The 21,340-nt window shown below is 60.2% G+C and carries 20 protein-coding genes; 7 read left to right on the top strand and 13 right to left on the bottom strand.

What is annotated here, in order from left to right:
• The first annotated feature begins 47 nt into the window (after positions 1–47).
• From F9Z44_RS21905 to F9Z44_RS21895, 3 genes are read left to right on the top strand one after another with little or no spacing between them, the layout of a single operon-like run.
• On the top strand, positions 48–623 hold the full coding sequence (locus tag F9Z44_RS21905; RefSeq protein ID WP_159609030.1) for a hypothetical protein: 576 nt from the start codon (positions 48–50) through the stop codon (positions 621–623).
• Positions 620–1,021 carry a hypothetical protein gene (locus F9Z44_RS21900; RefSeq protein ID WP_159609029.1) on the top strand — a complete coding sequence of 134 codons (402 nt, stop codon included), beginning with the start codon at positions 620–622 and terminating at the stop codon, positions 1,019–1,021. The genes F9Z44_RS21905 and F9Z44_RS21900 overlap by 4 nt, the downstream gene beginning before the upstream one ends.
• A 48-nt stretch (positions 1,022–1,069) precedes the next feature.
• Positions 1,070–1,612: a hypothetical protein gene (locus F9Z44_RS21895; RefSeq protein ID WP_159609028.1), complete on the top strand. Its 543-nt coding sequence runs from the start codon at positions 1,070–1,072 to the stop codon at positions 1,610–1,612.
• A gap of 106 nt (positions 1,613–1,718) precedes the next feature.
• Here the strand turns inward: F9Z44_RS21895 and F9Z44_RS21890 are convergent, their stop codons facing one another.
• Both F9Z44_RS21890 and ligD read right to left on the bottom strand, forming a co-directional pair.
• A complete protein-coding gene (locus F9Z44_RS21890; RefSeq protein WP_159609027.1) occupies positions 1,719–3,368 on the bottom strand; it encodes a methyltransferase in 1,650 nt (549 codons plus the stop codon).
• 1,487 nt (positions 3,369–4,855) lie between these two features.
• Positions 4,856–7,483: a DNA ligase D gene (gene ligD / locus F9Z44_RS21885; protein ID WP_159609026.1), complete on the bottom strand. Its 2,628-nt coding sequence runs from the start codon at positions 7,481–7,483 to the stop codon at positions 4,856–4,858.
• A 355-nt stretch (positions 7,484–7,838) separates the two neighbouring features.
• On the opposite strand from ligD, the gene F9Z44_RS21880 reads away from it, so the two are divergent.
• Positions 7,839–8,804, top strand: coding sequence for a hypothetical protein (locus F9Z44_RS21880; RefSeq protein WP_159609025.1), 966 nt, complete (start codon positions 7,839–7,841; stop codon positions 8,802–8,804).
• A gap of 30 nt (positions 8,805–8,834) precedes the next feature.
• Here the strand turns inward: F9Z44_RS21880 and F9Z44_RS21875 are convergent, their stop codons facing one another.
• Both F9Z44_RS21875 and F9Z44_RS21865 read right to left on the bottom strand, forming a co-directional pair.
• A complete protein-coding gene (locus F9Z44_RS21875) occupies positions 8,835–9,116 on the bottom strand; it encodes a hypothetical protein (protein ID WP_162147765.1) in 282 nt (93 codons plus the stop codon).
• Between the two features lie 50 nt (positions 9,117–9,166).
• On the bottom strand, positions 9,167–10,363 hold the full coding sequence (locus F9Z44_RS21865; RefSeq protein ID WP_159609022.1) for a site-specific DNA-methyltransferase: 1,197 nt from the start codon (positions 10,361–10,363) through the stop codon (positions 9,167–9,169).
• 252 nt (positions 10,364–10,615) lie between these two features.
• Here F9Z44_RS21865 and F9Z44_RS21860 point away from each other — a divergent pair, with 252 nt between their 5' ends.
• Positions 10,616–11,149: a hypothetical protein gene (locus F9Z44_RS21860; protein WP_159609021.1), complete on the top strand. Its 534-nt coding sequence runs from the start codon at positions 10,616–10,618 to the stop codon at positions 11,147–11,149.
• Between the two features lie 112 nt (positions 11,150–11,261).
• Here the strand turns inward: F9Z44_RS21860 and F9Z44_RS21855 are convergent, their stop codons facing one another.
• Both F9Z44_RS21855 and F9Z44_RS21850 read right to left on the bottom strand, forming a co-directional pair.
• Positions 11,262–11,945 carry a hypothetical protein gene (locus F9Z44_RS21855; RefSeq protein WP_159609020.1) on the bottom strand — a complete coding sequence of 228 codons (684 nt, stop codon included), beginning with the start codon at positions 11,943–11,945 and terminating at the stop codon, positions 11,262–11,264.
• A gap of 132 nt (positions 11,946–12,077) precedes the next feature.
• Positions 12,078–12,524, bottom strand: a complete 447-nt coding sequence (locus F9Z44_RS21850) for a helix-turn-helix domain-containing protein (protein WP_159609019.1) — start codon at positions 12,522–12,524, stop codon at positions 12,078–12,080.
• 158 nt (positions 12,525–12,682) lie between these two features.
• On the opposite strand from F9Z44_RS21850, the gene F9Z44_RS21845 reads away from it, so the two are divergent.
• Both F9Z44_RS21845 and F9Z44_RS21840 read left to right on the top strand, forming a co-directional pair.
• On the top strand, positions 12,683–14,410 hold the full coding sequence (locus F9Z44_RS21845) for an ATP-dependent nuclease (RefSeq protein WP_159609018.1): 1,728 nt from the start codon (positions 12,683–12,685) through the stop codon (positions 14,408–14,410).
• Positions 14,400–15,821: a UvrD-helicase domain-containing protein gene (locus F9Z44_RS21840; protein ID WP_159609017.1), complete on the top strand. Its 1,422-nt coding sequence runs from the start codon at positions 14,400–14,402 to the stop codon at positions 15,819–15,821. The genes F9Z44_RS21845 and F9Z44_RS21840 overlap by 11 nt, the downstream gene beginning before the upstream one ends.
• Positions 15,822–16,144: 323 nt before the next feature.
• Here F9Z44_RS21840 and F9Z44_RS21835 read toward each other — a convergent pair whose 3' ends face one another.
• The 7 genes from F9Z44_RS21835 to F9Z44_RS21805 all read right to left on the bottom strand — a co-directional run bounded on the left by F9Z44_RS21835 (position 16,145) and on the right by F9Z44_RS21805 (position 20,949).
• Positions 16,145–16,834, bottom strand: coding sequence for a hypothetical protein (locus F9Z44_RS21835; protein WP_159609016.1), 690 nt, complete (start codon positions 16,832–16,834; stop codon positions 16,145–16,147).
• 58 nt (positions 16,835–16,892) lie between these two features.
• Positions 16,893–17,327, bottom strand: a complete 435-nt coding sequence (locus F9Z44_RS21830) for a hypothetical protein (RefSeq protein ID WP_159609015.1) — start codon at positions 17,325–17,327, stop codon at positions 16,893–16,895.
• Positions 17,328–17,336: 9 nt separating this feature from the next.
• Entirely contained in the window at positions 17,337–17,651 is a 315-nt protein-coding gene (locus tag F9Z44_RS21825; protein ID WP_159609014.1) for a hypothetical protein, read from the bottom strand.
• Between the two features lie 202 nt (positions 17,652–17,853).
• The gene (locus F9Z44_RS21820) at positions 17,854–18,300 is read right to left on the bottom strand and encodes a hypothetical protein (RefSeq protein ID WP_238407298.1); all 447 of its coding nucleotides are present in this window, start codon (positions 18,298–18,300) and stop codon (positions 17,854–17,856) included.
• Positions 18,297–19,196 carry a hypothetical protein gene (locus tag F9Z44_RS21815; RefSeq protein ID WP_159609012.1) on the bottom strand — a complete coding sequence of 300 codons (900 nt, stop codon included), beginning with the start codon at positions 19,194–19,196 and terminating at the stop codon, positions 18,297–18,299. The genes F9Z44_RS21820 and F9Z44_RS21815 overlap by 4 nt, the downstream gene beginning before the upstream one ends.
• Before the next feature lie 179 nt (positions 19,197–19,375).
• On the bottom strand, positions 19,376–19,945 hold the full coding sequence (locus F9Z44_RS21810; RefSeq protein ID WP_159609011.1) for a hypothetical protein: 570 nt from the start codon (positions 19,943–19,945) through the stop codon (positions 19,376–19,378).
• 74 nt (positions 19,946–20,019) lie between these two features.
• A complete protein-coding gene (locus F9Z44_RS21805; protein ID WP_236574423.1) occupies positions 20,020–20,949 on the bottom strand; it encodes a hypothetical protein in 930 nt (309 codons plus the stop codon).
• Positions 20,950–21,340: the final 391 nt, after the last annotated feature.

Here is a 21,340-nt window from a genome sequence, read left to right as displayed (position 1 = left end):
ACCCCCACGGCTTGCCTGCACAACAGGACTCCAGCAAGGACCACGATATGAAATCAGCACAGGAAATCGTTCACACCCTCACCCGGGCGTTGGACCACAGAAGCCGAATCACCGGCCTCAAGCAGTTGGCTTCCCAGCTTCGCGAGACGGCCAAGAGCGAGATCCTGAGCCCAGAGGAATCCGCGGCGTTCTTCCGCTGCGGGGGTCTGGCTGAGGAAATGGCTGAACGCATGGACAAAGCGGCTCACCTGAAGGCCGAACGGCTGGAGCGCGACCAGGAGCGCATTGATGCGATTTTGGACGCCCTGCGCGGCAAGGAACTGTGCTCGCTCAGCGCGGAGCAGCGCATTGCCTTCATTCACCGCGCAAGCCCCATGCTGATCCCCAGCCTGCAGATCAACGAGTTGGTGATCGAGCACGTGGTGGGTGAGGTTTTCGACCACAGCTTGCGTGACGCGGCCGAGGAACTGGCTTTGCGTTCCGGGTCTGTCTCCCCCAGCGAAGCAGCACGCACCTTCATCAACGAAACGCTGGACCAGATGCCAGCCCTGATGCGCGCGGCCGCCAGCGTACTGGACCAAGTGCGCCCCTTCATGGGCTCCACCGCCGGCGCCGAAGCGTGAAACTCTCGACTGAACCAAGCGGCTCTGCCACCCCGCCCCGCCACCCGGTGCTCAAGGGACTGCTCTGGATATCACTCTCGGGAACCCCGGCCGTGGGTACCTGGGCTGGTGAGACTGGCGAGGTGCGCTCGCGCTGTTTCGGCTCTTCTGGTGGCGAACTGACGCTGATCGCCTCAGCTGAGTGTCTGCGCGGCCTCAAGAAGGCTGAAGGGCGGGCCGCGTTCTCTGGGGCCATCTCATCAGCCGTCGAGAGTGCCAACAACGCCGCGCAACAAAAACCCGGCAATGCGGCAAGGGCTTTGGTCGACCTGGGCGACAAGGCCTACTGGCAGAATCCTCCAACGTGGGGCGGAGGCTCGAAAGCGATCACTGAGCCCTACTTTGGGAGCAAGCCGTAGCGCCCCATGCGCTCGGCCTGCGCTGTCTGCCACTGACCCACCCCACACATGGCCAAGTCCAAGACTCGCAAGACCACGAAGAAACCCAGAGAGCGACGCATCGCTCTCGACACCCTTGGTATTGCTGCCAACGGAGCCGCCAAGCTCAGCCCCGCCATCATCGAAGAACTCCAACGTCAGCTGCTGGTGTCAGTCAGCCAGTTGGGGGTAATGGGTGACTCGGCACGGGCATGGAACGATATCCGCCTGGCCTGCATTCTCGCGCGGCGCCTGGAGCGCAAAGGCGTGGTCCGAGGTCTGAGCATCGCTATCTCGGACGCCACCGACGCGTTGGACGACATTTACAAACGAAACATGGCCAGCGGCGTCTGGCGCACGAACCAAATCAGCGGCGCTGACCGAGAACGGCTTACCGAGCTGGCCAGAGTGCACATCTTCCAACTCAGCCAACTGGGCAAGAGTGAGTTCGAGGGCGCATTCCTACAGTCGAACGCGGAAGCGATGGCAATGCCACGTGCCGTGGAGAGCGAAACTGCAAAGCACCGCCCCGATTTGCCCGAGTTCCACGAACCCGTGCGCCTGGCGGCCTGAGTCAGATCCTCGACCAGCCTCCGAGCGCCCAAAGAAAAACCCCCTGCACCGTTTGATCGGTCAGGGGGTTCATCATTTCAGGGTCTCGATACCCGTTGCCAGGACATCAGAAGAAGGCGTTGGCCAAATCCTCCATCACGGTGTCCGGGGCGGGCTTCCCGGTGATCCGCGGCGTGTCGACTTCCAATGCCGTCGACGCGTACGCGGCTTCAGTCGGTTCTTCGGTTTTCGCGGCGGCCGCCGCGCGCGGTGCCTGCAGCACCAGCAGCTTGGTGGCCACATCGGTACCGGATGCTCTGAAAGCCCCGGCCTCGATGTCCTCCACCGCGATGCTGTGGTCATCCACCCAGTTCTGGAATGCCCGAGCGATGGCGCTGTTGGCATGGGTCCAGGACGTTGAGCAGATGGCCACCAGACGGCCCCCAGGCTTCAGGAAACGCATGGCGTGCTCGATGTGGGCAACGTCCTTGCTCCCGGAAAATGGAGGGTTGGCGAGGACCACATCGAACGACGCTTGCGCCGGCACTTCCAGAAAGTCCCTTGGACCGTCAACTGCGAAGCCCAGCGCCTGCAGCGTCTGCACGTTGCGTTGCATCAGCTCGAAGCAGGTCACGTTGCTCTTGCCCACCACTTCGGCCGCAGCCAACGCGATGGCACCTGTACCGGCAGACGGCTCCAGCACTTTCATGCCCGGGCGCAGATCCGCAAGCATCACCATGCGGTTGACCTCAGGTCGTTGCGTGGCGAAGAACTCGAAGTCCTGCGCGGTGTAGATCTCACCGGTGGCCAGCACATCGTCGATGGACTGGCGCACCTGGTGCTCTTCAACGCCGTCCGGGAAGACATGCGCCTGCTGAGCCGTGTGCCAGAGCCCGCCGAGCTCCACCAACACGTCCGAGACCTTTTGGTAGAGCGCGGGCTTCATGCGCTTGATCAGCTTGACCTCGCGGCCATCAATCTGGGCACCGGCCAGGGCGTCCAGCACGTCCTGCGGCAGCTTCGTTGGTTTTGGCAGCATGCTGCCGGTCACCTTGACGCCGAGCACGGTACGGCTGGTCTTCTTCGCTGTCGCCTTCTCAGGCAGCGCTGCGCGCATCGGGGAGGCAACTCGCCAGGACAGGTCCAAGCTGGGCATCTCCCGGTCGTAGTCGCCGCCTTTGAAGCGAACAGACATGGCCGATCCCCGTGGGTCCGGCTGCAGCACCAGCTTGACCACCAGGTCGCTGAGTGTTGTGGGCTTGGCCGCGTAGCCCTCGATCTGCTCGATGAGCTTTATCTGGGCCGGGCTGATGTGTTGACCGTCGAACTGCAGCTGGCGCAGGTGTGCCCACTGGTGTGCGATGGTTCCGAGCTTTTCAGCCAGCGCCAGCACATCCCCTTCGGGCTGTGCCAGACGCAGCACGCGCAACAACGACCAGGCCGCATCCACGGCGCAAATCCTGTCGAACAGAGCTTCAGCGTCCACCGACCAGATGGCCTTGTTCACGCCGAGCACCTGCAGACACAGGTTCAAGTCGCTGGTTGCGTCCTGCAGCAAGGCTTCGTGGGCCGTGAGCACCAGGTTGTCACCGAGGGCCTCACTGCTGATGAGGGAAGCGCCGGTGCCGTCGAAAACATGGCGCTTGGTGCCATCTTCCTCGATGCGCGAGCCGTCATCGAATTCAAGCGCGGCCACCTCGAAAGGCAGCAGCGTGCGCAGGATGAGGATGGACGTGATGTCTCTGATTCTGGAGATCAGATTGAGTTGTTGTTTCATGGGGGTCACTTTTGAAGGAGCCCCCACCCCACAGGGCAACGGAGCCCCAGTGGGTTGATGAATGCAGCTGCGCAGCAAGCGCAGAGCGAGTGTCGAACGACAGACTCCCCAAGTGTGCCGGTCAGCCTCTCGCCTGACAAACTGAAACGGCCAGTTTTTGCCCTCGGTGATGCGATTTAGCCTTGCATAGACCTTAAAGTCCGTTTACAGTAAAAAAGGTTTCGTTTTCATATCGGAATGTTCTGCTCCAGCTAGGTTTGTGTTGGGAAAGGATCAGGAAATGAAAAAACTTGCCTTGGCTATATTTTTGACAACTATCACGGTTGTTTCTACCAATGCCCGGGAGCCATCCCCTGTTTCTGTTGAGACATTCCATGTGGCCATACTCCACGCTCAGAATACGACCGGTACTGGGGAACGTGCACAGTTCGAACAATGTATGAAAACTTTGAAGGTATGCGTTGCAGCATGCGATTCAGCCTTCGCAATTCCTAGCAAGGCGCACTCCGCATGCCGCATCAACTGCAATGCCCCGCTTTGCAATGAACCGCCCTCAAATGCACCAAAGAAAAGTTAAAGCTCGGTGTCATAACATGAGCTTAAGAATGCCTTTTAGGGGGGCTGGAATTGGGCTATCAGGTCAAATACGGCTTGCAGTGATATGTATATTTATTGCTTCAAATCTCTCCAAAGTGTCAGCTCAAGAAATAACAGCTGAACAGCTGCTGGACTTTATCGAGAAGGGCCTACGTACTTGCGAAGATGTCAGCAAGGTCACGCGGGACGACACTATTTTTACCGTGCATGAATATACGACCAAGTACGAGTTCGATTTGACGGATCTGAATTCAGATCACACAACAGGCTACAACCCCTACATAATTTTGAGGTGCGATTCACCTGCGTGCATTTCTCGTTTTTTTAATCCAACTGGTGCAAAATGGTATGACGCTCCACCGCTTAACTTTAAGCCTTGGAAGTGCAATGAAATGGCTAGGGACCTGAGGCGTGGTGTTCGAGGTTATAGGCTTCATTTTTGATCTTCCATATGCAGCTTTCTCGCCACACCTTGGTGTTGAATCTAGTTCTCGGCCTAGTGAGCTTTCCATCGTCGGCATTGGGGGCTGTGCTTCTTGTTGAAACTGAACTTGCAACCATGTCTCGAGTAATGGCCAATGATGGCCATGTTGGCCTTTTGATAAAAAGTCGCTCAGAGAAGCAATTACGTTGTACGGCGACTTGGTATAACATAAATGCAATCGGGGCTGCGGCGCAAATACCTTATTCGAGATCTGTGCTCGTCCCCACAAACATTCAGCAAACCATACAAACTGGCCTTTCAGCAACATTTAATGAATTTCTTACTTGTACCGTAGTTCAGTAAATTACGTTTAAATTGCATGTTGGCAGTCTGACCCGCTTTGATTGCTTGTCTAGCAATTCAACGCATCTGTACCAGTTCGATGTCACCATTCTTTGCTGCGCTATCAAACTCCACCCCCCAAGAGTTGTAGTGCTGTGGAGAGCGACTGGCGCTTACTCCAGTAGCCGACCCACGGGTCAACCTTCTGGAACGAAAGATGTTCGCGCGCCGAGCGAATCGTCCAGTGAGCACCACTGCGCAACTGCCCGAGTTCCTCCCAGCTCACCGGCATCGACACTCCCAGCCCTGGGCGCGCTCGAGCTGAGTACGCTGCCGCGGTGGTAGCACCCTTGCCGTTCCTGAGATAGTCAACAAACAGCTTGCCAACCCGGTTGGAGGGGCCACTCTTGGCCACGAAGCGGCTGGGGATCGTTTTGGTGACGTGCTCGACCACCTCTTTGGAGAACGCCTTCACCTGGTCGTAGTCCAGCTTCGGGGTGATTGGCACGACCACATGTAGCCCCTTGCCACCCGATGTCTTGAGCCACGCCTCCAACTGGAGCTCGCTCAGGAGGGCGCGTATCAGCACTGCAGCTTCTTGGATGTGCTGCCACGTGGTGCCCTCACCTGGGTCCAGGTCGAATACCACACGATCGGGCAAATCGATCTTCCTGGCCGTCGAATTCCACGTGTGGAACTCGATTACGTTCATCTGCGCGGCACTGGCCAGTGCCTTGGCGTTGGGTACCTCCAGGAGATTGGCATGGCCGGGCCAGATATCGGAGGCGAACTCGCGGATACCTGGGATCGACATCTTGTCGTCGTGCTTCTGAAAGAACTGATGCCCCGTGATGCCGGTCGGCGCTCTGACCAGGGCGACCGGGCGTGCACGCAAGTGGGGAAGCATCCATTCCGCCACGCTCTCGTAGTAACGGACCAGGTCGAGCTTGGTGATTCCCGTGCTTGGATCGATAACTCGTTCTGCGTTGCTGACTTTGACGCCTGCGGCGGCAGGCTTGCCCGCCGTGCTCTGCCTCACGCCTTTTTGCATGGTGGGGCCGTCAACCACTTTGGCAACTTCGCGCACGATGGCGGTGGCGGGCTTGTCGGTACGCAGAGCGACAAACGACGCGTGGCGGATCTGTCCATCTGAGGTCCACTCCCCAAATTCGACCTCGGCAACCAGTTTTGGCTGCACCCAGTGCTCGGTTCCGGGCGCGCGCTTCGACCACCGCCCGGGTTTGGCGACGCCGGCGACGAAGGCGGGTTTCGGGGTATCCAGCGGGGCAAGCTGCTTGTAGAGCGCTGCCGCTTCAGCCGCTTTCCAGCCGGTACCAACGCTGCCCACTGACACCAGATCGCCCTGGTCGTTGTGCACACCTAGAAGAAGGCTGCCAATCGAGGTGGCTCCGGTGGTACGCGTGGTGAAGCCACACACCACGAACTCCTGGCGTTGCTTGCACTTGAGCTTGAGCCATGCATCACTGCGCTTGGAGATGTAGGTGGAGTCGCTGCGCTTGGCCATCACCCCTTCCAGCTGCATCTTGCACGCTGTCTCCAGCAGGGCCTGCGGCGAGGCTGGAAAGTCTTCGCTGAAACGCACAGCGTTGCTCCCCCTTTCTTCCAGCACGCTCTTGAGTAACGTGCGACGGTGCATCAACTCCACCGCTCGCAGGTCGTACCCCTCAAAGAATGGCACGTCGAACAGGAACAGAACCATTTCGACCCGAGCGCGCTTGTCGAAGGCTTTTTGCAGCGCGTTGAAGTCGGGTTTGCCGTTGGCCCCCATCACCACCAACTCCCCATCCAGCCACCCAGACTGGATACCCAGCGCGTTCACCGCCGCGGCCATGTGGGGCATGCGCTCGGTCCAGTCGTGTCCGTTGCGAGTGAGCAGCCGGGCAGAGCCGCTCTCGACTCGCGCCATGATGCGATAGCCGTCGAATTTGATTTCGTACACCCACTGGCCTTCAGGCACGCCGGTGGCCAGGGTGGCAAGCTGAGGGGCGAGCTTGGATGGGAGCGCCGCCTTCACGGCTCCAGGCATCCCTGGCTGCGCAGCTTCAACCGTTTGCTGGCTTGCCTTGCCGCGCGCTGCAGCGCTGCGCTTGCTCTTGGACACTGGTGGCGTGGCGGGCGTTTTCAGGGGCTTGGCGATTACGCTGTCCGGCAGCGCGGAGACGACATCAAATTCAGCCTTGGGCCGGGCAAAACTGTCACGCTTTTTGAAGAGGATCCAAGGTTCCTGCTTTTCACCGCCCTTGGCGATATTCACGAGTTCCCACAGCCCTTCCAGTTTCTGGCCGTGCAGGTGAAAGAGCAGCTTCCCGCGCTTGAGTCCATCGCGAGGATCCCCCACAGGCTCCCACCATCCGTTGTCCCACACGATCACTGTGCCGGCTCCGTATTGCTTCGGAGGGATCGTGCCTTCGAAGCTTCCGTAAGTCAGGGGGTGGTCCTCGACGTGGATGGCTATTCGCCTGTCCTTGGGATCAAAGCTGGGGCCTTTGGGCACCGCCCATGAGAGGAGGACCCCGTCGAGCTCAAGGCGGAAGTCGTAGTGAAGGTGGGAGGCAGCGTGCTTCTGAACGACGAAGCTCAGGTTTTCACCAGGTGCGGCCCGCTCACCGCGAGGCTCGGAGGTGATGGCGAAGTTGCGCTTCGACCAGTACCGGGCAAGGGGGTCGATGGCGTCGGTGTCTGGCGAGGGAGCGTCGACAGCCTTAGCTCGGGCACTTTGGGCGGCAGGCATTCCCACACGATAGGCGGGAACGCGGTTACGCGTCTGAGGGCTGGCGCACAGTGGCGCGCGTTGTGGTGTGCAACGTTGGGACCTTGCTCGGCGGCGGACGCATCCACCAGGAGAGCACGGCAGCAGACAGTGACACGAGTAAGTCCTGTAGCTAAGTTCTGTTTTTCAGCGTCAGGTAGCTTGCCAAAAACGGCGTTCATCGGGCAGAATTCCCGCGCGGTGTACCGACTCCGCACCTCCCGCGTGGTGAAGCCCCAAGCATCGGACGTCAGCAGTGAAAGCACCTTGTGCCCCACCATCCTTTTGGTTTGCACGGTGAAGCGGGATAGCTGTGCTCAACCTACAAGGAATCGGTATGTACCCCGCTCTCGCGTCTTATCTCGCGGCTATCGGCTGCGTGGTTCCAACGAACATGGAGCGTCCAAAGCGCTTTGCCAAAGAACTCCAAAAGCTGAGCCCGCGCCTAACGCTTGCACAGTGTCAGACGGCCACATCTCATGTCTATGGGCATCAAGATTGGCATGGACTTCAGAAGGCCTGCAGTGCCCAGTCTCCAGGCGCACCTTTCGACAACGAAATGGATGTGGAGGATTCAATCGCCCGCGAAGACGCACAGACGGCAGTCATCGTGTATGAAGTCATGGGGCTCGATCCCGAAAATGACTACGAGGCGCCTGAGGACAACAGATTCAAAGGCACAACCGGTTCAGAGTTCGAAACATATGTACGCAGTTCAGAACTCCATTCGCTTGTGCGAATGCAGAATGCCCTCAATCGGCTAGACAAGCTGCGCTGTCAATGGTTTGTCTTCGAGCAGTCTCCGACCCACAGCGAACGCAGACCATCGTTTTCCGTTGAGGATGCCGATGGTCAAATTGCGACTCAGGAGTTCATGTCGACGTTGCCGCAGCGTCTGGCGCAGTGGTGGCGGGTAAACGTTCCACATCAGGCGGAGGTTGCCGACTCCATCGAGAGCCACCCTTGGGACAAAGACCGAGCAACGAGCATCCTTGGGTTCGCACGTTACTGGGGAACGCTCAACGTTCACTACGCTCATACGATCGACTTCATGATGGGGCTGGGGACTGCGTACCTGTTTGCCCAGCAATTCACTCAGGCCCTCATGTCCGGCATCAATCTGGATGCCTTGACAGCGATGAAGGTGAAGGAGATGCGAACCTCGTTTTTATACGAGTTTATGTATGCCTACCCTCGTGATGACTTCGTCGTCGCGGGCCCGGAAGCACTTGCAAAAAATGGCAAGGATACGGTCAAGGTCCTTTCAAACCCAAAAAGCAAGCGCGGCGTGTGGAAGCGCTGAGCAACCGCTGCGCTGAGTGGAAAACGCCAATCAGGCTGGCTTTGCGAACTTCGCACTCAGGATCGCGTGCAACTCGCGCGCGGCCTCTTCGTCCAGGCGCACGCTGGTGTACTTCGCTCGGCGGCTCAAGCCTGTGTATTCCTCAATCGAGAGATCCACAAAGGCAGCACCGTCCCGGGACTTGATGCGCGTGATGCTGGCGAGTTCGTCACAGGTGTCCTTGGAGTGCACCGTCATCTCCCACCAGCCGTAGCTGTCTTTGGGTTTGACGTCGACGGTTTGGCTTCGGCGAGGGGGGTGGTCGATGGCCATGGGGTGTTCCTTGTGTGGAGAAATTTGCTTTCTGACGCCCTGCAACCGCCTCAGGCGGTCATGACACGGTCGGGGAAGCGGTGTGAGCCGACGTGGACGTATTCGAGGTGCTTGTCGGTGCCCACCCAGCGCCGCTGGCTGAGTTCGGCCGCCAACGGGAGCGTGAAGGTGCCAGCGCAGGGAATGGCGATCAGGCCGCCTGGTGGGCAGAAAAATTCCACGAGCATCTGCGCCAGCTTCAGCGGCATCACCGCGCCGTGGCGAGGCAGGCCCAGTTCATCCGTCACCTTGCGCAAGTCGCGCTGCGAAGGGCAGTTGTGGGAGACATCAATCAGGTTGCGCAGGATGCGGCCATCGGTCTGTTTGCCGTAGCTGCCGGGCTTGATGCGGTACGCGCCGTCGGCGTTGGAAGCCGTGCGCGATTCACCACCACGTGCGAGCAGCTTCTTGTGGGCTTCGGTGTGCGGCTGCAGCACGCGGCGGTTATCCGCGATGCACAGGCGTGGTTCGTTGCAAAACCAATACACAGGCTCCCATGCGACGCCGAGTTGCATGCGCTCTTTTGATGCCCACGCCACCGGGCCTGGAGGCTTGTTTTTGTTGTGCCAAATGATTTGGTCCATGAGCTTCAGACCCAATCGCTTGTTCAGGGCAATGACCATTTCCTCCCTGTAGGTGCTGCGCTCTGGCGAACCCTGCACGAAGATGTCGTTGCTCACGTTGAGCGCTACGACGCCACCCGGCACCAGGTTCTTCACAATCGGTTCCAGCAGCTTGCAGATCCAGTCTGAGTATTGATCTGCGGTGGGTCCACCATACGCACGAGGCTGATTCAGTGGGTAGGGAGGTGATGAGATGGCCAGCGAGATGGGCTCATCGATGCGCGCGAACACATCTTCGGCATTGCCCCACAGTCCAATGCCCCACTCGGTGCTGAAGCCCAGCATCACCACCTTGGGCGCGGCTGGTGTGAGTTCGGTCTTTGCCTTTGTCGTGGCCTTCCAGACGCCCCGGTGCTCCGGCATGCGCTCCAGAAGCCCCATAGACCGGAGCGTCTGCTGTATCCATCGAACTCTGCGCTTGGCCGGGCTATGGTGCTGCGCGCTTCGTCCGATGGGCGCGCGCTCGGTGAGTTCGTGGCGGATGAGCAGACCGCCGTCGACCAGCTGCTCGTACAGGGCCGCGTTGCTCAGGTTGGGCGTGTCCAGGTAGGTTTTCAGGACGCCATGGAAGAGTTCGAGTTGCATGCAGACCAAGCTACGCGCGAAGTTGCTTTCGTCAAGGCCTCACCCCTCGAAAAAGCAACTTTTTCAAGCTCGTCTTTCCCTCGGTGAAGGGATGAGCAGCGGCAACGTGCGCAAAGGGGCTCGATAGCACGCAGGCGCGCGGAGCCTGGAGCCCTACATTGGCCATGGACGGGCGTCCCGCCCGGGGCTGCAGAGCAAATCCTGGCACTCACCGTTGGCCCTTGCAGGGCTTCGCTCAATCCACCGAACCACATGCCGTACACCATGCCCACCGACGAACTCACTCCTGAACAGCGTGCTTCCCTCAAGACGGACCGGGAGGTCATCGAAGACATCCTGGCGTTGCCAGCACTGGATGACGGGTCGATCTTGATGCTCCCGGGCGAGGTGCAGGCCTTGCGTGAGCGGTTAGCAGCGACGGCACCGGTGCCCAGGCGCGTGGGCGACGCGTTCTACCATGGCTGGCTCCTGAAGACCTATCCGAACGGCGATGTGCTGGTGAGCGCTCCGAACTACGAACCGGCCGCCATGATGATCAACACCCAGGAAGTGCTGGACATGATCGGCAACATCAACAAGGCGATGGATGAGGATGGCGACATCAAGGCTGTGGGCATGAGCCTGCAAGAAGCCGCCAACCTGTCGCTGCAGACGAGCATGCTGATCAAACTCACCCGCTGCATCGTGTCGCAGTTCGCACACGACAGCGATGCAGCTGCACAGGCCTTTTTTGACTCGAACAAGCGACTGAGTTCCGAAGCCGCGGCGCCCAACGCGCAGCCTTGAGCGCTTGAAGGTCCGCCCCTTCGTGGGCACAACGAAAAATGCCTCCTGCATGACCGCTCGGAGGCATTTTGTTTTTGGCGCTGCAGCGGCGCCGCAACGTGGCGTTTGGCCTTCAGGCGGTCATCATTTCCGATTCGGCGCTTGAGGTGGTGGACGGGGCGGTGGCCGCCTGATGACCGAAGTCGCCCTTGTCCAGGCGCTTCTGGATCCGCTCGCAGCGCGATCCCAGCTCCAGCTCAAGCTGCAGGCCCAGGACGCTCGCCAGCACCTCCGTGTCCCAGTTCGCCTTGTAGCCTCGACGAACCTCTTTGCGCGACGTGGTCGTGAATTCGTGCGCCCACTTGTTGATCCGTACCGAGGGTGGGCACACCGAGTCAGCGCGCAACTCTTCGAGCATGCGCTCCTTGTCCGGCGTGGGCATGCGGTCGACCGTGACGCTGGCGTATTCCAGCATGTCCTGCCAGTCGCGCTCCCACACCTGCATGGCCTCACGGTGAGCCTCGCATGCTGCAGCCAAATCGATGGAGCCAGATCGCAGCAGGTTGTCGATGGCCTGCCAGGTGCGCCCAACCGCTTGACCCTGACGCCACTGTGCAATGAGTTCCTGCAGATCAGCCGTTGACAACACAGCCATCAGCTGTCCCCCATCAAGCCCGTACTGATCTGGTCGCAGGGCGATTGCGTAGGGCGCGATGTGCGCCACGTTGCTTCGGGCAGTGGCGAAGCGCGCCATTCCGAATTGGGGCAGCACGAGGGCGGCGGCGGCTTTTTTAGAAGGGGTTGCGGTCTTTGTCATGCACTGCAGTTTGCCGCTGGCTGCAGGGCCTCAGTGGTGCTCAACAGCCCCCTTTGGGCTTGTTGCCGCAAAGGAGGTGGGAATCCATCACGGACGCCCGGTGCGGTTTATCACCGGCTGCCGAGGGCACCCTCAGGAGGCGGCTTCCAATGCCCTTTTCGCCGCCAATTTGCTCATCTTCGATACGCGGGCGATGGTCTCAAGTTGCTTGGCGCGCGGGGTGACGTTGCCCTTTTCCCACTTGTACACCGACAGAGAGGACGAACCCAGTACGGTTGCCATCTCAGCCTGCGTGAGACCCAGACGCTGGCGGGTGGCTGCGAATTCCTTGGCGTCGAACAAATTGACCTTCTTTTCGCGGGCTGTCTTCATCTGCGGCTCAAGCGCGGGGGCAGCTTTTGCAACCGCCCGTTTTGCCGTGCGCAAGCCGACCTGAAGGTCATGCAGCTGGCGCTTGACGGCGGCGAGTTCGGTGCGATGAGCCGCAACTGCCTTGCGTAGCGAGACGATCTCATTTCGCATTTCCTTCTTCGCAACTCTGGCAACTTCCTTCTTCCAGGTATCGGCAAAACTTGTCATCGCGATTCGTCCATTCAGCTATTGGTCAGGACTTTGATCGTAAACGATGTTTACTATCGGAATTTGAAGGCCCATTGCTTTGCCTTGGGTCGCAGCTTCGTCGGTTAGGCTCGGGTTTCAGCGATGCATTCGAATAGCGCTTCACCTGGGGAGGAAATGTGGCCTATATCCGTCGGTTAGAAATTCGGAATTTCCGTTCGATCAAAACGCTTGACTGGGCACCCAGTGCCGGCATCAACTGCTTGATCGGGCCCGGCGACAGCGGCAAATCCAGCATCCTTGACGCCATTGATCTGTGTCTGGGTGCAAGGCGAAGCGCAGGGATCTCCGACACGGATTTCTTTGGCCTGAACGTCACGGCTCCCATCGTCATCGCGGTGACATTGGGGGGCTTGCCCGACGAGCTTCTGAGCCTGGACGCCTACAGCGATTTCCTGCGTGGGTATGACGCAGCAACTGGGCAGATAGAGCCCGAGCCGCGCGCAGACATCGAGACGGTGCTGACTCTGCGGATGGAGGTGGCATCAGATCTTGAGCCCACATGGCTTTTGTATTCTGAACGTGCCGTCGAACAACGCATTGAGCGCGGGCTCTCCTGGAAGCACCGTGGATCACTGGCACCCGCACGAATCGGCAGCTACGCGAGCATGCACCTCTCCTGGAGTCGCTCTTCAGTTCTCAACCGCCTCACAGAGGAGCGGCCTGAATTGGGGGCGGAGCTGGCCAGCGCTGCGCGCGACGCTCGAACTGGATTCGGCAACCAGGCGGGCGCCCAACTCGCCGATGCCCTGCGAGTTGTCACGAACACCGCCGCTGATCTGGGCGTTCCTGTTGGCCAGGCTCAAGCCCTGCTGGACGCGCACGTCGTGTCGATCGGTGACGGTGCCATAGCGCTTCACAACGCGGCCGGCATACCGCTGAGATCGCTGGGCACTGGCTCTTCACGGCTGCTCGTGGCAGGGCTGCAGCGCCAAGCCGCGCAGGCAGCGACCATCGCCTTGGTCGATGAAGTCGAATACGGGCTGGAGCCCCATCGCCTCAAACGCCTTCTGGACTCTCTGGGCGCGAAAGATCCGGTCATCCCGCTGCAGGTCTTCATGACCACGCATTCACCCGTGGCACTGCGCGAGTTGTCGGGTCATCAATTGTTCATCGTCCGGGGACAGGGCGCTCGGCACGAGATCCTGAGTGCGGGAACCGCCGCTGATGTCCAGAGCACCCTTCGAAACGATCCAGAGGCGTTCCTCGCAAAGTCCATTCTCGTCTGCGAGGGAGCCAGCGAGGTCGGCCTGGCCCGTGGGCTGGACCAGTACGGTGTCGAACTCAAACACCCATCGTTTTTTGCGCTTGGCGGCGCTTATGTGAACGCCGGCGGCAGCACAGCGGACCTCTGTCTTGAGCGCGGGCTTGTTCTGCGAGGTCTGGGCTACCGTGTGATGGTGCTCATTGATGCGGACAAGCCCCCGTCGCCCGCACTTGTGGCAAAGCTGACTGCTGCGGGTGGCGACCTCCTCACCTGGCGCACCGGTCGCGCACTGGAGGACGAGTTGTTCATGAGCCTGCCAGTCGCGGCTGTGGACACCCTCGTGATGTACGCCATCGAACGCATGGGGCGCGAGGTGGTGGAAGAACACATCAAGTCGAAGTCCGAGGGAAAGCGAACCCTGGAATCGATTGAAACAGAACGGGCCGCCATGGGCGCCTACCTCGTGCCGACGCGCGAACTTTTGGGCCGCGCTGCCCGTGTCAGCAGGAACGGCTGGTTCAAGAACGTGTCCGCCTACCAGCACATCGGCCGCACCATCGTCGGACCGCACGCCCAGACCAGCGAAGCTGGATTTCTCACCCTTCTGAACAGCCTGTGGGCCTGGATGCATGCCGCCTGAACTCGATCTCCTGGCGGTGGCGCGCGGCTCGGTGACGGCGCCTGCGGGCTGCGGCAAGACACAACTGATCGCGGACACGCTGGCCGCGCACAAAGGCTCCAAGCCCATCCTGGTCCTCACACACACCAACGCGGGGGTCGCTGCGTTGCGCGCGCGCCTGACACGCGCTGCCATCCCCAGTTCGGCTTACCGACTCTCGACAATTGACGGCTTTGCCATGCGGCTGGTGGGCAAGTTTCCGCTTCGCAGTGGTCTGCCCGCCCACGTGCTCGAACTCAACAACGCTGCACAGGACTATCCGGCGATCCGAGAAGCCGCGGCGACCCTGCTGCAAGCTGGCCACATCACCGACGCGCTGCGTGCGACCTATGCGCGATTGTTGGTGGACGAGTACCAGGACTGCAATGCGGTGCAACACCGCATCGTGGCCTGGGCAGCCGTGGTCCTGCCCACGTGCGTGCTCGGAGACCCCATGCAGGCCATCTTTGGATTCGGGGCGAACCGGCTGGTGGATTGGTCAACTGATGTCGAGACCCAGTTTCCTGCGGTTGGATCACTGCAGACTCCATGGCGTTGGAGGCGCGCCGGTACTGAAGACCTCGGCCAATGGCTGCTTCGCGCGAGGGCGCTGCTTCAGGATGGCCAGCCCATTGACTTGCTGGCCGCGCCTGCCGAGGTTCAATGGGTGCAGCTGCAGGCCGCCACGGCTGATGAGCAGCGCAGACAGGCGGCCAGAACGCGGGGACGCAACGCCCAGGACAGCGTGCTGATCATTGGGGACGCATTGAACGTCCGTGGCCGGCACCAGCTGACCAGCCAGACGCCCGGGGCCACTGTCGTGGAGCGGGTGGACCTTGTGGAGCTGGTGCAGTTCGCCAAGGCCTTCGAGCCTGTTGGCCCCAATTCGTTGGTCCTCTTGGTGGAGTTTGCGGCGACCATCATGACCGGGGTGGGCGCGGCGGCGTTGTTGGGCCGTGTGCGCATCCTGCGCGAGGGCCGTCCCCGCAATCCGGCCACACCGATTGAAGCGCTGGCGGTGGCCTTCGCCAATGCCCCCGGCTTGGAAGCGGCAGCTCGCCTACTGCATGCTTTCAGTCGCCAGTCGGGTGCGCACATCTACCGCCCCGAAGTGCTTCGATGTTGCCTTACTGCCCTGCAGGCGGCTGCCGGCGGTGCCTGCACGCTGCATGCGGCGGCCTTGAAGGCGCGCGAACGGCAGCGCTTGCTGTGCAGGCCACTGTCGCGGCGCGCTGTCGGCAGCACCCTGCTGCTCAAGGGGCTGGAGGCTGAGGTTGTGGTCGTCCTGGAGCCCCAGAGCATGAACGCGCAGCATCTCTACGTGGCACTCACGCGCGGCGCCCGCCAGATCGTCGTCTGCTCTCCTACCCACCTTCTGACGCCCGCGGCTTGAAAGACGTTGGACACGCTTGCGACTCTTGCGGGCGTTGCCACAGAGAGTTGGTGGCACGCATGTTGAGAATCTTGTCAGGCCCGTGAGAATTTGCCAGATGTTCTGAGAATGGATGTGCCGTGGCAGCATGCGCGAACTGGGCCTTCATGGGGGGCGCCAGTGGGCTGGAGGGCACTGGGAATCATTCCTCGCGTAGGCATTCTCACTGTCTGTGGCAATTTTCTCAATTTTCGAGACCACGACAAACCAATGAGAAAAGCCCGCGAACCAATGTGGCGCGCGGGCTTTGCAAAGTTGCTTTGAGTCCCAGAGGACAACACCGCTCAGGCGGCATGCATCGTCGGTGAGTTCAGGCTCATCAGATCGATCATCGTCAGCAAGGAGTGCGACGCACCGGACATGGGCCCCGAGGTCAACTCGTTGAGGTTCTCGGTGGCTCCAGTGCCCTGGGGCAGCTCGAAGGCCGAGAAGATCTTCATGTCAGGATTGGCATCCGAGCACTGTTCGATCGCGTGGTGGATGTCTTCGGCCCTGCAGCTGAAGTACATCGCGCCGTCGGCAAACCCGTACATCACGATCCAGTCTTGCAAGCTGGGATCACCAGCTGCGTAGCCTGCATCGAGGAGTTCGACCGCTGCCTTCCGTGGCGCGGTGGCTTCTTCGAGGGCTGGGAAGTCCACGAAAAGCGGCTTGCCTGCCTTGGCATCGTCCAACATCTGCTGGGTGATGTCGCTCAGGATCTCGACGCCGAAGTACTCAAGCACTGCGTCAGTGGCGCGGACCTCGAAAGGACCGTAGTGGCCACGCTCGACAGCGTCGACGAAATCGTCGTTGCTGCCAGGGCGGTCGCGCAGGCTGTGGATTTCCAGCAGGTTGAGCGTGTGCAGGTAGTCCGTGGCGTCAACGCGTTCGACCGCCCCGCAAGGGATGGCCATGTCGCGAATCCACTCCTGGGGCTGGAAGTCCACGATCAGGCGGCGGGCGTTGGGATGGGTGGTAACTGTGGTGTTCATGAAATGAATCTCATGGATGAGCAGAGCGCCTCTCAAGGAGGCGGCCTCTGCACTTGGTTCAAGGAATGACGCGAAGGCCGTTGCGGCTTTTCAGGTCGTTGAGGTTGCGACTGCAGCGGTGGGCGAACATCAGATGAACGCGCGCCCAGGCGCCGTAGTTGCGCGCCAGATCGCCAAACCCTGCGGCGACCTGACGCCCGTCGACCCCTTCGCGCAGTTGCGGGAACTGCCTGGGATGTGGAGTGAGGCCATCGTGGGCATAGCGAGCGAAGCGGAGCGCTTCACGGCGGTTGTTGCGGGCCTTGGCCAGCGATTCCTCCATCTGCAGGCCAAGAAACCGGGCCCTGCCGAGGAGCGTCGAGTGGTGAAACAACTCGCCGATTTGCTTGGACAGGCGTTCGGTGCAGATCAGGCGTGCCTTGTGACCGGCGCGGCGTGAATCCAGACCATGCTCGCGGAGCATCAGGTAGATCGCTTTGCGTGCTTTTTGCATCACAGCCCCTTACAGAGCCATGGCGTCAGCTTCGACCAGCTGGTCGGGCAAGCATTCCACCAGGAAGCCGTCGTCTTGCAGGGTGAAAGCAACCAAACCATCCTCGCTGATGGCTTCGGTGCTGTGTTCCTGCATGTAGGCGCGTACCTTGGCGCTGTCGGACGCGGAAATCGCCACGGTCTTGCCGCCGGGCTTCAGGAAGCGGCGCCAGAGATCGGGGCTCTTGCTGGGCAGCGGACCGTTCATGACCACCGGATTGAATTCCAGCTTTTTGGGCTTGACCAGGCTGCGCAGGGTGATGGGAAGTGTCAGGAGAAGATGCATTGGGGAGTCCTATGGGAAAAGGATGGGTCCGCAGATGCACCTACCCCTGCCGGAGTTGGTCCACCTGCAGAGGGAGGGAGGAGTTACCGGAAGGGAATGGGCGATGGCGCTTGCGCGCAACGCCTACATGGCATGGCCGTGTGAAGAAGATTGTCTGGGTGATCGGCCGATCGCGCCACTGAATCGGGCCAGTGCGAGTTTCTTACGATCCTGACCAGATGCGGAGCAACTCACGCTCGACATGACTGCGGTGCACCAGCGGATCACCCGGTCCGGACATCGTGCTGGCACGGCGGTAGCGTCGGGGCGCCAGGCCTGTGTAGTAGAGCCTGGCCACGGTGGGAATGCGTTGCATCACCTCTTCAACGTTGATGGTGCGCGCGCGCAGCCTTTCCAGCTGAGCCTCGGCTGCGTTCAATCTCGTTTCGAGCACGATGGCAGACCTGTTTTGGGGATCGATCAGTTCCTTCTTTGACTGAACGCCACGCGCCGCCATCACGTTGAGTCGCGCCAACAAGCTCAACGGCTCCCCATCCTCGCCCCGGGACGGTATCGCCAGACCGTCGAGGTATTGCTGAATGTTGCGAGCCTCACCCAACAGCCTCTGATCATCCGAACTCAAAGCGGTGCCCAAGATGTTCGCTTTCAACCAACCGACGCGCGTGCGGTCTTGCGCGTGGATTGCTGGTGGCTCCGGTTGGACGCGGTAGGGTCATCCTCTAGGATCGACCCGATTCCAGCGTCGCGCTCGTGCCCCACCATCCATTCGCCGAGGAACATCGATGGAGTGGTGATGCGGATGTCTCGAAGCATCACACAAAGGCCCTTCGGACCAGACGACAGGTAGGTGGAGTGCTTGGCAATGGCGGTCACGCGCAGGTCCATCGCCTCCAGGATTTCTTCACACGCTGCACGTCGCTTCTCACCGCGTTCTTTCGTATCTAGCTTGTTCGTGATTCGATCCCAGTGCACTTGCACCAGCTTGGCATGTTCCCCTTTGACCGTGTCGCCAGCGTCCAGCAGATCGAAGCATTGTGTGACGATGCCCTCGGCAATTTTCTTCGCCACTTGTTCGCCCGCAAGCTCCATCCACTTCGCGCCCGCGTCCACTTGATTGGCAAATGCACCCCATGTGCTGTTGGGCGATGCGTGGCCCATCAACATGCGAGGAATGACATAGGCGCGCGGAATCAGTACCGGTTCCACTCCGTGATCGCCGTGCTCAACGGTGAGTGGCAACTCAAAGCCTGCTTCAGCATTCAGTGCAGCCTGGATAGCCGTGGCGTGCTGAGCGAGCAATGCGCAAGCGGCAGGGCCCCTGGCCAGAAGGCGCAAGGATCGGCCCTCAGAGAACCATGTGGCAATGCGCAACTGTTCAGGCTTGCTGACGTCGCGTTGACCGATGGACCGAGGTGGCAATCCAATGTTGTGTTGTTGGTTCAACCGCGAGAACAGTTTTCGCACGTTGGTGCCATTGGGTTGCGCACCAGGAAAAACAGTCTTCAACGTGAGTGCGAACAGACGGAAGTCCATTTGGCGGTACATGGTGTGGTCCTATGGTGCAGGGCGTGGGTCAATGGCTCAACATGCCAATCTAGCGCTCTAAATCCCCTTCGAGGGGGCGGCAATGGGTCGCTTACCGGGCGTTGACCCAACAACAGATGACAAAAAAATCCCCCGAAGCTTGTGGCCACGGGGGATTGAGGGTGTCAGACGCGCAGTCTTCAGTTGGGATCGTTGGTGACGAACCTGTAGAACATCTCCAGCACGCCATCGCGCAACTTGAGGATGTCCGGCTGGAACTCATCTTCGTCAGGCCGATAGCCGACGATGTCCACGTAGAGGTCGTTCATGCCTTTGCGCCCATGCACGATGCGCTGGGCAAGGATGTCGCCACTTGGGTTTCGGATCTCGAAGAGCCAGGTGTCTGCCGGCGTTGGGTGCAGGCCCGCGAGGATGACCTCGTAGACCAGTGACTTGCCCAGCGGCCAGTCCGTGCTGTGCACCTGCTTGAGCGAGTCCGAGTAGACCGGGATCGGTCGGAAGTCGTCTTCGTCCATGTAGGCGGTGATCGGACGAGTCTGCTTGCTGTGGGGCACCGTCTCGTAGATCACGTCGTCAAGGATGCGCTCCCGCACCTCATCGAGGTCTTCCAGGTTGGTGTTGTTGAGCACCCACTTGGCGAACTGGGTCACGCCCTCGCTCTTGATGTCGTCGGGCACTTCCACGTCCATCACGACCCGCATGGGGACGAGGATGTTCGTGGTGACCTGGATCGTTTTGGTTTTGATCATGATGTGTCTCTGTTGCCAGAGCCACCTGCCCCACTGGGGCAGGTGGCCCCGGTGGGTTGAATGGATCTTCGTTGTCAGGCAACAGCCCAGACGCCCTCTTGCTTGCGCTGGAAGATGTCTGCGTGCAGTTGCAGTGTCTGGCGAACCTTGGCGCGCCAGTGCTGGTTGGTTTTGAGCTGCTCGGGTGCGGCCGCTGCGATGGCTGCGTACAGCTTTTCCAGAGGTGCCACACCGCCAAGGGCTTGCAGCACCAGTCGCACGATGTTTTTCCAGGTGCCACTCACGCGCTGCTGTCCTTCCTTCACGATCGTGGAGAGAAGCACGACCGCTGAGACGGAGCGCTTCTCCCAGAGGCAAAGATACTCATGTTGAATCCGGGGCATTTTCATTGCTCCGTAGGACTTGAAGTCCGACACGCAGTTGTGCTGCGTTTTGATGATGACCGCAGCCAGTTCGTTTGACGGCATGCGCGCCAACATCTCGGCCATGTAGCAGGTGTATTTTCCGCCCCGCCTCCAATCACCGATGAGGGTCCCGTAGTAGCCACCGGGTCGTGTTGCTCTACGCTGATTGAGCAAGACCATTTGCATCTTCTCGTGGAAGTCTGCATCGTCAATGCACTGGCTGAGGTCAGCGGGGTCGTTCTTGTCGCCCCACATTCCACCTGGCCCAGCATACTTAATCATGCCCGAGTAAGGGGCGTGTGACACGATCAGATCGGCGTGCTTGCCCACCTTCGTGAGGATGTCATCCGAGACCGCGTCGAAGCCCTCGAACAGGTCCAGTCCGTACGCCTCGATCCCCATCTCTTGGGCCACTTCGATGCTGGTGCCGCCGCCCACCATGGGATCGACGAACACCTTGGGTTTGACCTGTTCGAACAGCTCGCGGTAGAGATGGCCAGAGGCGTTGCCTCTCCACTTGCTGTTGCCCCATGGGCCTCGGTCGGGATAGCTGACCACGCTGCTGGCCATGCCAGTGCGCTTTGCGTTTTTGTTTGTCATGTGTGAATGCTCCGAATGGATCGAAGGAGCCACACCCCCTCAGGGAATGTGGTTCCCGAGGGTTTAGTTGAATGACTTGAGCGTGATGTTTTTGCATACGCCGAGTCGACAGGCAAAAGCCAGAGTCAGCGCGATCATATGAAGGCCGCGCACCTGGTGCAAACCAATCCGGCCAGGGCATGGCGCTTCGCTCAGCCCGTATCGGTTGCTTGAGGCCGATCAAGGGGCGTGGATTCGCCCCATCTTGCAGTTCTAGGAATTTGTCGCTACGATAAATCCAGCGGCCTCAAAGGGTCGCTGCGGACTCAAGGGGCCGTTGCGCTGGCGTGCAGAATCTCGACAAGAACCCGGACAGCTTGAGTCAATCCTAGTCTCAACGATTCATCCTTCC

This window comes from Hydrogenophaga sp. PBL-H3, from assembly GCF_010104355.1.
GTDB lineage: Bacteria > Pseudomonadota > Gammaproteobacteria > Burkholderiales > Burkholderiaceae_C > Hydrogenophaga.
This window is presented reverse-complemented; position numbering and strand designations above follow the sequence as displayed.

Coding starts and splice junctions, on each gene's coding strand:
- F9Z44_RS21905 (WP_159609030.1), top strand. CDS start 48: ATGAAATCAGCACAGGAAATCGTTCACACCCTCACCCGGGCGTTGGAC.
- F9Z44_RS21895 (WP_159609028.1), top strand. CDS start 1,070: ATGGCCAAGTCCAAGACTCGCAAGACCACGAAGAAACCCAGAGAGCGA.
- F9Z44_RS21890 (WP_159609027.1), bottom strand. CDS start 3,368: ATGAAACAACAACTCAATCTGATCTCCAGAATCAGAGACATCACGTCC.
- ligD (WP_159609026.1), bottom strand. CDS start 7,483: ATGCCTGCCGCCCAAAGTGCCCGAGCTAAGGCTGTCGACGCTCCCTCG.
- F9Z44_RS21880 (WP_159609025.1), top strand. CDS start 7,839: ATGTACCCCGCTCTCGCGTCTTATCTCGCGGCTATCGGCTGCGTGGTT.
- F9Z44_RS21875 (WP_162147765.1), bottom strand. CDS start 9,116: ATGGCCATCGACCACCCCCCTCGCCGAAGCCAAACCGTCGACGTCAAA.
- F9Z44_RS21865 (WP_159609022.1), bottom strand. CDS start 10,363: ATGCAACTCGAACTCTTCCATGGCGTCCTGAAAACCTACCTGGACACG.
- F9Z44_RS21860 (WP_159609021.1), top strand. CDS start 10,616: ATGCCGTACACCATGCCCACCGACGAACTCACTCCTGAACAGCGTGCT.
- F9Z44_RS21855 (WP_159609020.1), bottom strand. CDS start 11,945: ATGACAAAGACCGCAACCCCTTCTAAAAAAGCCGCCGCCGCCCTCGTG.
- F9Z44_RS21850 (WP_159609019.1), bottom strand. CDS start 12,524: ATGACAAGTTTTGCCGATACCTGGAAGAAGGAAGTTGCCAGAGTTGCG.
- F9Z44_RS21840 (WP_159609017.1), top strand. CDS start 14,400: ATGCCGCCTGAACTCGATCTCCTGGCGGTGGCGCGCGGCTCGGTGACG.
- F9Z44_RS21835 (WP_159609016.1), bottom strand. CDS start 16,834: ATGAACACCACAGTTACCACCCATCCCAACGCCCGCCGCCTGATCGTG.
- F9Z44_RS21830 (WP_159609015.1), bottom strand. CDS start 17,327: ATGCAAAAAGCACGCAAAGCGATCTACCTGATGCTCCGCGAGCATGGT.
- F9Z44_RS21825 (WP_159609014.1), bottom strand. CDS start 17,651: ATGCATCTTCTCCTGACACTTCCCATCACCCTGCGCAGCCTGGTCAAG.
- F9Z44_RS21815 (WP_159609012.1), bottom strand. CDS start 19,196: ATGTACCGCCAAATGGACTTCCGTCTGTTCGCACTCACGTTGAAGACT.
- F9Z44_RS21810 (WP_159609011.1), bottom strand. CDS start 19,945: ATGATCAAAACCAAAACGATCCAGGTCACCACGAACATCCTCGTCCCC.
- F9Z44_RS21805 (WP_236574423.1), bottom strand. CDS start 20,949: ATGACAAACAAAAACGCAAAGCGCACTGGCATGGCCAGCAGCGTGGTC.